The organism is Streptomyces anandii JCM 4720 (genome assembly GCF_014650655.1).
Lineage (GTDB): Bacteria > Actinomycetota > Actinomycetes > Streptomycetales > Streptomycetaceae > Streptomyces > Streptomyces anandii.
The window spans coordinates 16,410-26,190 of sequence record NZ_BMVJ01000039.1; the positions used below are offsets into that span (position 1 = coordinate 16,410).

The window sequence follows — 9,781 nt, forward strand, 5'->3', positions numbered from 1 at the left end:
GCCTGCATGATCAGCCTGGCCCGCTTCCGACGCGCCGTACGCTTCGAGACCGTCCGGCGTGCGCCGGCCACGCGGCTGTCCGCCCTGCCGCCCCAGCCCGGCCCGGGCGGCCCCCACCGCGAGTTCGTGGAGCTCACCCCGGCGGAACGCGACGCCTTCGCGGGCCTGATGCGCCAGCTCGACGACGGCCACTGACCTCCCCGGACGCCGGACGACGGGCTACGGGCTACGGCACCTGCGCCGCCCTGCGTTCCATCGCGTCCCGGGCCGCGTCCTCCGTCGCGTACACCTCGCACATGTGGCGTCCGTCCGGGGTGGCCGTGTGCTCGACCTCCCACAGGGAGATCTCCACGCCGTCGCTCAGCAGGAACGCGTGCTCGTAGAGGGCGAAGCACAGGCCCGCCCGGCCCGTGCGGCAGGGGCGGCCGAACGCCTGCGTGATCTGGTGCCCGGACGCCGTGGCCAGCCGGGAGGCGACCTCCGCGCCCGGCCGGTCGCCGTTCTCCGCGCGCCTGAGCAGGCGTCGGGCGTGGTCCGCGGAGTCGTCGGGCGTGTAGGCGTGCCGGGTCTCGGGGACGGCCGAGAGCTGGACCAGGACCGGCAGTTCGAAGTCCGGCGCGTCCGGCGGGAGCGGCAGCCTGGCGGTCGCGGTGCGCAGCTCCTCCTCGTCGACGTACACCTCGTGCTGTGGCTCGTTGCCCGGGGCGGTGTTGTGCACGAGCTCCCAGAGGGTGAGCGCCGAGCCGTCGGCGAGCAGCCAGGTGTGCCGGTAGGTCTCGCGGTGCAGTCCGGCGCTGTGGTGCGCGGAGTGGAGCGAACCGTCGTAGGCCAGCGCGCAGTCGAGCCGCCGTATCGTCTCGTCGGGCAGTTCGAAGGAGTTCAGGGCACGGCCGAGGAGTCGCGCGAGGTGCTCCTCCGGAGACTCGGGCGACTCGCGTGGCTCGTACGCTGCCGTCTCGTACGGAACGCTCAAGGTTTCTCCCGGCGTTGCTGCATGTCACCTTGTGGGTGCATACCGTAGCCCCTCGGCCGGACATCATGTCCGGGAACCGAGAAAACGTGTGCCCGTAAAACGCCCGGGCCGCGCGAGAAGTTCCCGCGCGGCCCGGCGATTGGTCAAAAAAACGCAGCTCAGAGGGGCTTGGCGATCAGACGGCGCTGCCGGCGGTCCACTCGCTCCATGACATGTTCCAGCCATTGAGCCCGTTGTCCGGCGTCACGGTCCTGTCGGGTGAGTGCTTGACGACCACGACGTCGCCGAGGAGCGAGTTGTCGTAGAACCACTTGGCGTTGGTGTCGCTCCCGCCGCCCCGTACGTCCGCCATGCCGACGCAGCCGTGGCTGGTGCCCTCCCGGCCGAAAGGCGGATTGCCCTTGTTGTACCAGTAATTGCCGTGGATGAACGTGCCCGACTCGGTCAGGCGCATCGCGTGCGGCACGTCCGAGATGTTGTACTCGCCGCCCAGATTGACCGTCCGGCTGTCCATCCGGGTCTGCTCGAACTTCTCGGAGATCACCATCTGCCCGTTGTACGTGGTGTGCTCCGGGCTGCCGGTGGAGACGGGGATGGTCTTCACGGTCTGCCCGTCCCGCACCACCGTCATGGTCTGCGTGTTCGCGTCCACCGTGGAGACCTGCGAACGGCCGACGGTGAAGGTCACCGTCTTCTTCTGCACGCCGTAGACGCCGTTCGCGCCCTGCACGCCGTCCAGATCGATCTTCATGGTGACCTTGGAGCCGGCCTTCCAGTACTCCTCGGGCCGGAAGTCCAGGCGCTGGGTGCCGAACCAGTGGCCGACGACCTGCTGCCCGCTGCTGGAGGTGACCGTGATGTGCGACTGCACGGCCTTGCGGTCGCCGATCGCCTTGTCGAAGCGGAAGGACACCGGCATGCCGACGCCCACCGTGGTGCCGTTGTCCGGGGTGTAGGTGCCGATGAAGCTGTTCGCCGTGGTGACGGTGGTGAAGATGGAGTTCGCGGCGGACGTCAGGCCGCCCGCGTCCTTCGCGGTCGCCGAGATCTGGTACTTCGTGCCGCGCTCCAGCTGCTCCTTCGGCTTCCAGGTCGTGCCGTCCGCGGAGACCGAGCCCGGCACGGACTGCCCCGAGCCCGCCACGGTCATCTTCACCTCGGTCAGCTTGCCGCCGCTGACCTTCACCCCGGTGGCGTTGATGGACGCGCCGGTCGAGCCGTCCTTGGCCGAGATGGCGATCTTCGCCTGGGACGTCTTCGGGGCGTCGTCCTTGCCGCCGCCCTTGCCGTCGTCCTTGGCGCTGGCGTCGCCGCCGCATCCGGTGAGAGTGAGGGCGCCGACCATCAGGACGGCACAGGCCCCCAGTGCGCGCCGCGCTGCTATGTCCGGCGTAGTCACGGGCTGCTCCAGATTCGTGAAAGAGATGGTGATCCGCTGCGATGCGTGGGTGAAGAGGGAGTCACCGCACGCCCGGGTTCCCGGCATCGGCTCCGAACGCCATCACGTGACAGAACCGGGACATTCGTGCGCCCCCCGAGACATGAGGGACACCGCCCCGGCCCCCAACGAGGCGCCCACCGCGGTGACATGAGGGCCACCGGACTCCACCGCGGCGTCGGCGGGCCGCAGTTCAGCGCGGCCCGTACAACTCCCCGTACGACGGCCACGTGCCGCCCGGTCCGTCCACCGGCTCGGCGGCGCGCACCGCCCGTACGATCGCCCGGGTCACCTGGTCCGCGCCCGCCGCGAGGATCTCGTTGAGGGCGAGCGGGGCGCCCGCGTCGAGCGGCCGGGCACCGGTCGCCAGCGCGAACACCGTGTCCCCGTCGTTGAGCAGGTGCACCGGGCGCACGGCGCGCGCGATGCCGTCGTGCGCGGTCCCGGCCAGCTTCTGCGCCTGAGCCTTGGACAGGTCCGCGTCGGTGGCGACCACGGCGAGCGTGGTGTTCAGCGGAGGCGGGGCGTTGCGCGCGGCGGCCTCGGCGAGCCGCTCCCGCGCCGCCTCGTGGACCCGGCGTTCCGGGCAGGTCACCCGCCCCTGGAACAACTCCCCGTACAGCACGCCCGTTTCGGGGTCCACCGCCGACCCGGCCGCGTTGGCCACCACCAGGGCCGCCACCGTGACACCCGAGTCCAGCACCGTGCTCGCGGTGCCGACCCCGCCCTTGACCGGCCCGACGGTCGCCCCCGTCCCGGCGCCCACACAGCCCTCGGCCACCGGCGCGCCCGGCACGCTCGCCGCGGCGGCCCGCACCGCCTCCCGCCCGGTGGCCGCGTCCGGCCGGGCCCTGAAGTCGCCGCCCCGGCCCAGGTCGAAGACGCAGGCGGCCGGCACCACCGGCACGACGTGCGCCGGATCCGGACCGACCCGCACTCCTCGCCCGCGCTCCTCCAGCCAGGCCATCACCCCCGAGGCGGCGTCCAGCCCGTACGCGCTGCCGCCGGTCAGCACCACCGCCTCCACCGTCCGCACCAGGTTCCGCGGATCCAGGGCGTCGGTCTCCTTGGTGCCCGGGCCGCCACCGCGCACGTCCACCGCGGCCACGGCGCCGCCCTCCGGGGCGAGCACGACCGTGGTGCCGGTGAGCCACCCACGGCCCCTGCACGTCGCATGTCCCACCCGGACACCGGCGACGTCCGTCAATGCGTCAACTGTCATGGGGGCCAGTCTCCCCGCCTCCGGGCGCCGCCCGGTGGGCCGTCAGCGTCACCCCGGTCGCCACCGCGAGGGCCGAGACGAGCCCCGCCGACAGGACCGCCCACGCACCGAGGAAGGTGCAGCAGATCACCAGCAGGGCCGTGCCGGGCAGTACGAGCTGCTGCGCGATGCCGACCTTGAAGTGCCGTGAGTGCAGCGCCCAGACGGTGACCAGATACAGCGCGGTCGGCAGGGTCACGGCCGCCGAGGCCTCCAGGACGGACAGGCGCGTCCTGCCGACCGCCTGATCCACCGCCACCTCCAGCCCGGCACCGATCGCCGCGGCCGAGGCGAAGACCAGGTAGTGGCCGTATCCCCACAGGAAGGACTGCCGGTTGGAGCGCAGATGACCGTGGATCGGCACCACGAAGTAGATCCACCACGCCGAGAACACGATCAGCAGGCCGCCCGCCGCGATCGGCAGCAGCTCGCCCAGCGCGTCGTGCTCCTCCACCCCCGACTTCACCGCGACCGTCGCCGACGCGATCGTCTCGCCCAGCACGATGATGGTGAACAGCCCGTAGCGCTCGGCGATGTGATGCGGATGCCAGGAGGACTTGGCGTCCTTCTCCGCGTACAGCGGCACGCACAGCTCCAGGACCGCCATCACCAGGAACACCCACGGCCGGGCCGGCTCCGGCAGCAGCACCAGGCCCAGCCAGCCGACCTGGCACAGCAGCACGCCGCCCGCGTACCTCAGCGCCATGCGCCGCTCGCCGCCCTCGGCCCAGCGCGCGGCCCGCAGCCACTGGAACACCATCGCCAGCCGCATGATCACATAGCCGAGCCACACCACCAGGAAGTCGTGGCTCGCGAACGCCCGCGTGATCCCCGCGGCCAGCACCAGCACGCCCGCGATCTGGACCAGGGTGACGACCCGGTAGAGCACGTCGTCGTTGTCGTACGCCGAGGCGAACCACGCGAAGTTCATCCAGGCCCACCAGATGGCGAAGAACGCCATCGCGTAGTCGAGGATGCCGTGGCCCGCCCGGCCCTCCGCCACCGCCTGTACCAGCTCCACGCCCGCCTGGGCGACGGCCACGACGAAGCACAGGTCGAAGAAGAGCTCGAGCGGCGAGGCGACCCGGTGCGCCTCGCCGCGCCCACGCGAGGTCAGCGGGCGCACCAGCCGGGCGGCCGACGAGGGGCGCGACGGATGCGACGGATGCGACGGGCGGCCGGCGGGACCCGGCGCCGGGGCGGAACTGGACGTCATGGGTCCCAGCACAGCAGAAGCCGGCCCGACATGCCCGCGACGGCCACGCCGTGCGGTGACCGTACCCTGGAGGCATGAGCACCGCCCCCGAGCCGCACGACCCGAAGAACGCGCTGATCTTCGACGACCCGCTGAACCAGCAGTCCACGGACGACACCGACCGCGGCTGGGGCGAGCGCCCGGACGGCGACGCCGCGGCCGACCTCAAGCGCTTCCTCGACGAGAAGCCGCCCCACCACCTCTGAAGCCGGCGGCCAAGCGCTACCGCGCCGCGTGCTCCGGACCGCGCTGGGCGACCAGCTCGTCGCGGATCTCCTTGAGTACCTGCAGCTCGGTCACCTCGACGACCTCGTGCGCGCTCTCGCGCGCCTTCCTGCGGGCCTCCTGGCGGGCCAGGAACCTCGCCATCGGCAGGACCATCAGGAAGTAGACCACCGCTGCGGTGATCAGGAACTGGAGGGTGGCGCCGAGGACCGAGCCCCACATTATCTGGATGCCCTGGTCCCCCGCGCACTTCGTGCTCAGGCACGAGCTGTAGTGGTCGAGGTTCTTGGTGCCGATCGCCCCGACGACGGGGTTGATGACGCCCTTCACCACCGAGTTGACGATGTTGCTGAAGGCGGCGCCGACGACCACCGCGACCGCCAGATCGACGACGTTCCCACGCATCAGGAAGGCCTTGAAGCCCTGCCAGACGCTCGGGTCCTTCTCCTTGCTCACCTGCGGGCCCTCCTAGGACATGCCGGTCGTGGAACGGACAGCTCCGCAACCTACGTGTCACCACAGGGTCACCGCCAGCCGGGCCGTGGCGCTCGCCCCCGCGAGGCGCGCGGCGGTGGCGCGCGGCACCGACAGCACCACCAGCGCCCCGCCGTCGTTTCCGCCCGCGCCCCGCTCCGGCTCGGGGACCCTCGACACCGTGGCCCCGCGCGCCACCACGCGGGCCTGCCCGCCCGCCGCCGGGTCCTCGGCCGCGATGACGTCGACCCGGTCGCCGGGGCGCAGCAGCCGGACCGTGGCCGCGTCGGCGATCCGCACCGGCGCGGTCACGGTGCCGGAGCCGGGCTCCACGGCCGGCTCCCCGGCCCGCTCCGCCGCCGGCGCGGGATGTCCCCGGGCCGGCCCGCCGCGAGTGGGGCCGGCCACGTCCGGGGCGTCAGGGACGTCCGGCGCATCCGGTGCGGTCCGCGGGCCGGCCGCCACGAGCGCGGCCGCCGTCACGGCGAGCCCGGCGGCCACGGCCCGCCTGCGGTGCCGTACCAGTCGCAGCAGCTGACACCGCCCGCTCCGCACCCGCACCGGCGCGAACTGCGGCACCTCGCAGGTCGCGGGAGCCTCGGCACCGGGCAGGTACCGCCCCGACGGCCCGGACACGGACGGCACGGACATGGACGGCACGGACACGGACGGCCCGGAGTGGAAAAAGGAAGGAAGCGAAGGAGAGGAAGGCGAAGGAGAGGAGGGCGACACGGACACGGAGCACCACCACGTGGAACGGAGGACCGGCACCGGCCTGAGCGGATGCCGCTTGCGTTGCCACGATGCGGCATCCCGCCGTCGCCCGCCGGAGCCCGTGCGTTACCCGCCGGTTGTGGACAACTTCCTCACTCGAAGGTGATGTTCCGCGAAAACCGCCGCCACTACGGCAGCGCGAACCCCGGGTCCATCCCGCCCAGCGCGTTCGCGCACAGGCAGTCCCGTTCCCCGGTCGCGGGCAGCGCGGCCACCGCGTCGAAGAGCACGCCCCGCAGCCGCTCCACGTTCGCCGCGAACACCCGCAGCACCTCCTCGTGCGAGACGCCCTCGCCGCTCTCCGCGCCCGCGTCGAGGTCGGTGACCAGGGTCAGCGAGGTGTAGCAGAGCTCCAGCTCCCGGGCGAGCGCGGCCTCGGGGTGGCCGGTCATGCCCACCACCGACCAGCCCTGCGCCTGGTGCCACAACGATTCGGCACGCGTGGAGAAGCGCGGCCCCTCGACCACGACCAGTGTGCCGCCGTCGACGGCCTCCCAGTCACGTCCGCGCGCGGCCTTCAGCGCGGCGGCCCGTCCGGTGGGGCAGTAGGGGTCGGCCAGGGAGACGTGCACGATGTTCGGCACGGCGCCGTCCGGCAACGGCAGCCCGTCGAAGTAGGTCTGCTCCCGGGACTTCGTACGGTCGGCGAACTGGTCCGGCACGAGCAGCGTTCCCGGGCCGTACTCGGGGCGCAGGCCGCCCACAGCGCAGGGGCCGAGCACCTGGCGCACTCCGACCGAGCGCAGCGCCCAGAGGTTCGCCCGGTAGTTGATGCGGTGCGGCGGAAGGTGGTGGCCGCGGCCGTGCCGGGGCAGGAAGGCGACCCGCCGGCCGGCGACCTCGCCGAGGAAGAGGGAGTCGCTGGGCGCCCCGTACGGCGTGTTCACCTGGACCTCGGTCACGTCGTCCAGGAAGGAGTAGAAGCCGGAACCGCCGATGACACCGATCTCTGCGTTCGCCATGACCAGCACACTAGCCGCCCGCACCCGCCCCGCGGACCCGCCCGCGGGCAGCTGTCGCTTGAGCACCCCGCCCCCGGGTACGCCTGTGACCCCGCCGTCACGACGGCGGGGTCAGGAGCGAGGAGGCGTCAGGCGGCGGAGCTGCCGGCCGAGCTCGTGGAGGAGGACGACGAGCCGGAACCGGACGACGAGCCCGAGTCCGACGACGAGGACGAGGAGCTCGACGGCTTCGACGACGCCGGGCTGCTGCTCGAGGAGGAGCCGCGGCTGTCGTTGCGGTAGAAACCGGAGCCCTTGAAGACAATGCCGACGGCGGAGAACACCTTCTTCAGGCGGCCACCGCAGCTGGGGCACTCGGTGAGCGCGTCGTCAGTGAACTTCTGCACCGCCTCGAGGCCCTCGCCGCACTCGGTGCACTGGTACTGGTAGGTGGGCACTGTCTTCCTCCTGGCACTCTCACTCGATGAGTGCTAACGACGGTCCATAGTGACGTATTCCCGGGGATCAGTCCACTGCGACAGGGGAGCGGTGACCGACGCCACGTGCGACCGTACGGCTCCGGGCGGGTGCCGAAAGCCGTGACCTGAGGGTCACCAGGGTCGCCAGCGCGAGCAGTGTGCCCGCCATCGGGACCAGGAACCCGGCGCCTCCCCACAGGCGGTCCTCCAGTTGCCCGGCGACGGTGACGGCGGCCGCCTGGCCGAGCGCGACGGCGCCGGTGAGCCAGGTGAACGCCTCGGTGCGCGCCCCGGCCGGGACCAGGCCCTCGACCAGGGTGTAGCCGGTGATGAGGGCGGGCGCGATGCACATGCCGACCAGCAGGCCGAGGGCGGCCAGCAGGAGCACCGAGTGCGCCGTCCACAGCGCGGAGGCGGCCAGTGCGAGCGCGGTGTACCCGAGGAGCAGCCGGCGCTGCGGGGCCACCTTCCAGGCCATCGCGCCGCAGACGACGCCGGAGAGCATGTTGCCCGCGGCGAAGGTGCCGTAGAGGACGCCGTTGAGGCCGGGCTCGCCGATGGACTCGGTGAACGCGGCCAGTGAGACCTGCATGCCGCCGAAGACCGAGCCGATGCCGAGGAAGGTCACGACGAGCACGCGCACGCCGGGCACGCTCAGGGCGGAGGCGTGCTCCACGCGCGCGTGCCCGCCGCCCGCCGTGACGGCCCGCTCGGTGCTCGGCTGGGTGCGTTTCTGCGCGGCGAAGAGCAGGCCGCCGGCCAGGGTCAGCGCGGCCTCGGTGACCAGGCCCGCCGCCGGGGTGACGGCCGTGCACAGGGCGGTGGCCAGCAGCGGCCCGACGACGAAGGTCAGCTCGTCGGTGACGGACTCGAAGGCCGCCGCGGTGCTCATCAGCGGCGAGTCGCCGAGGATCACGCCCCAGCGGGCCCGGACCATCGGCCCGACCTGCGGCACCGAGGCGCCGGTCGGCACGGCCGCCGCGAACAGCGCCCACAAGGGGGCGTGCGCCAGGGCGAGCGCGGTGAGCGTCAGCCCGGCCAGGGCGTGCACCAGGACGCCGGGGACCAGCACGGCGCGCTGGCCGTGGCGGTCGGCGAGCCGCCCGCTGCAAGGCGCGAACAGCGCCATGGAGACGCCGGTGACGGCCGCGGTGGCGCCGGCCGCGCCGTAGGAGCCGGTGGTGTGCTGCACGAGCAGCACGATGGAGAGGGTGAGCATCGCGAACGGCTGGCGTGCGGCGAAGCCGGGGAGCAGGAACGTCCAGGCGCCGCGGGTGCGCAGCAGCTGCCCGTATCCGGGGCGGGCGGGGGCCGGCGCGCTCTTCGCCGGCTCAGGGTTGGTGACCGTGGATCCCACGGCCCGTGCCTTTCTGCCGCCTGGTAGCGCGGCCCCGGGTACGGGCACGCCGAGAGCTGTCCTCTTGCGCGGACTGCGGTAGATGCCGGTGCCCATGCGGGTGACTGCCCGGCCGCCATACGGTCGCGCCAGCTCTGCGTCAGGCAGAGTTGGTTCGATCAAAGTGCGCCTTCATGGTACAGGGATCACGCGGCCCGGGAGTTCGCCGCCGTCGCGCTCACCGGCTTCCGCCGTTGCCGTTCGTGCCCAGCCAGCCGGCCAGCTTGCCTCCCCGGCCGACCGCGCGCAGCCGCCGTTCGGCGGCCTCGCGGACGGGGTCGGTGGCGACCACCAGGAGCTCGTCGCCGCGCCGCAGGGCCGTCGTCGGCAGCGGGACGAACGATTCGCCCTCGCGCACCACCAGCGTGACCGCCGACCCGGCGGGCAGCCGCAGCTCGTTGATCTCGACGCCGTGCATCCGGGAGCCCTCGGGGATGGCCACGGACAGCAGATGGCCGCGCAGCCGCTCCAGGGGCGCCGCCTCGATGCCGAGGTCGGCCGCCTCCGGGCCCTTGTCCAGGCGCAGCAGTCGGGCCAGCCACGGCAGCGTCGGACCCTGCAGCAG

General features: G+C 72.8%; 12 protein-coding genes. 2 read left to right on the forward strand and 10 right to left on the reverse strand.

Annotation, left to right across the window (positions count from 1 at the left end):
* Positions 1-195, forward strand: a 195-nt coding sequence (locus IE249_RS34510; protein WP_229859944.1) for a hypothetical protein, incomplete at its 5' end; no start/stop codon positions are given.
* 31 nt (positions 196-226) lie between these two features.
* On the opposite strand, the gene IE249_RS34515 is transcribed toward IE249_RS34510, so the two are convergent.
* From IE249_RS34515 to IE249_RS34530, 4 genes are all read right to left on the reverse strand, one after another.
* A complete protein-coding gene (locus IE249_RS34515; RefSeq protein ID WP_189711308.1) occupies positions 227-973 on the reverse strand; it encodes a DUF6227 family protein in 747 nt (248 codons plus the stop codon).
* Between the two features lie 175 nt (positions 974-1,148).
* Positions 1,149-2,372, reverse strand: coding sequence for a L,D-transpeptidase (locus IE249_RS34520; RefSeq protein WP_229859946.1), 1,224 nt, complete (start codon positions 2,370-2,372; stop codon positions 1,149-1,151).
* 232 nt (positions 2,373-2,604) lie between these two features.
* Positions 2,605-3,633, reverse strand: coding sequence for a P1 family peptidase (locus IE249_RS34525; RefSeq protein WP_189711312.1), 1,029 nt, complete (start codon positions 3,631-3,633; stop codon positions 2,605-2,607).
* Positions 3,623-4,888, reverse strand: coding sequence for a low temperature requirement protein A (locus IE249_RS34530; protein ID WP_189711314.1), 1,266 nt, complete (start codon positions 4,886-4,888; stop codon positions 3,623-3,625). Before IE249_RS34530 ends, IE249_RS34525 begins: the two co-directional genes overlap by 11 nt.
* A 74-nt stretch (positions 4,889-4,962) precedes the next feature.
* Here IE249_RS34530 and IE249_RS34535 point away from each other — a divergent pair, with 74 nt between their 5' ends.
* Positions 4,963-5,133, forward strand: a complete 171-nt coding sequence (locus IE249_RS34535; protein ID WP_189711316.1) for a hypothetical protein — start codon at positions 4,963-4,965, stop codon at positions 5,131-5,133.
* A 16-nt stretch (positions 5,134-5,149) separates the two neighbouring features.
* Here IE249_RS34535 and mscL read toward each other — a convergent pair whose 3' ends face one another.
* The 6 genes from mscL to IE249_RS39485 form a co-directional block, all read right to left on the reverse strand.
* The gene (gene mscL, locus IE249_RS34540; protein ID WP_189711318.1) at positions 5,150-5,608 is read right to left on the reverse strand and encodes a large conductance mechanosensitive channel protein MscL; all 459 of its coding nucleotides are present in this window, start codon (positions 5,606-5,608) and stop codon (positions 5,150-5,152) included.
* Positions 5,609-5,665: 57 nt separating this feature from the next.
* Positions 5,666-6,277, reverse strand: a complete 612-nt coding sequence (locus IE249_RS34545) for a hypothetical protein (protein ID WP_189711320.1) — start codon at positions 6,275-6,277, stop codon at positions 5,666-5,668.
* Positions 6,278-6,528: 251 nt separating this feature from the next.
* Entirely contained in the window at positions 6,529-7,362 is an 834-nt protein-coding gene (locus tag IE249_RS34550) for an S-methyl-5'-thioadenosine phosphorylase (protein WP_189711322.1), read from the reverse strand.
* 128 nt (positions 7,363-7,490) lie between these two features.
* Positions 7,491-7,799 (reverse strand): FmdB family zinc ribbon protein, encoded by a 309-nt coding sequence (locus IE249_RS34555; RefSeq protein ID WP_189711324.1) that lies wholly within the window; start codon positions 7,797-7,799, stop codon positions 7,491-7,493.
* 67 nt (positions 7,800-7,866) lie between these two features.
* On the reverse strand, positions 7,867-9,177 hold the full coding sequence (locus IE249_RS34560; RefSeq protein ID WP_189711326.1) for an MFS transporter: 1,311 nt from the start codon (positions 9,175-9,177) through the stop codon (positions 7,867-7,869).
* A gap of 217 nt (positions 9,178-9,394) precedes the next feature.
* A partial coding sequence (locus IE249_RS39485) for a TrkA C-terminal domain-containing protein (RefSeq protein ID WP_308434440.1) occupies positions 9,395-9,781 on the reverse strand: 387 nt, incomplete at its 5' end.

Coding starts and splice junctions, on each gene's coding strand:
- IE249_RS34525 (WP_189711312.1), bottom strand. CDS start 3,633: ATGACAGTTGACGCATTGACGGACGTCGCCGGTGTCCGGGTGGGACAT.
- IE249_RS34530 (WP_189711314.1), bottom strand. CDS start 4,888: ATGACGTCCAGTTCCGCCCCGGCGCCGGGTCCCGCCGGCCGCCCGTCG.
- IE249_RS34535 (WP_189711316.1), top strand. CDS start 4,963: ATGAGCACCGCCCCCGAGCCGCACGACCCGAAGAACGCGCTGATCTTC.
- IE249_RS34545 (WP_189711320.1), bottom strand. CDS start 6,277: ATGTCCGTGCCGTCCGTGTCCGGGCCGTCGGGGCGGTACCTGCCCGGT.
- IE249_RS34550 (WP_189711322.1), bottom strand. CDS start 7,362: ATGGCGAACGCAGAGATCGGTGTCATCGGCGGTTCCGGCTTCTACTCC.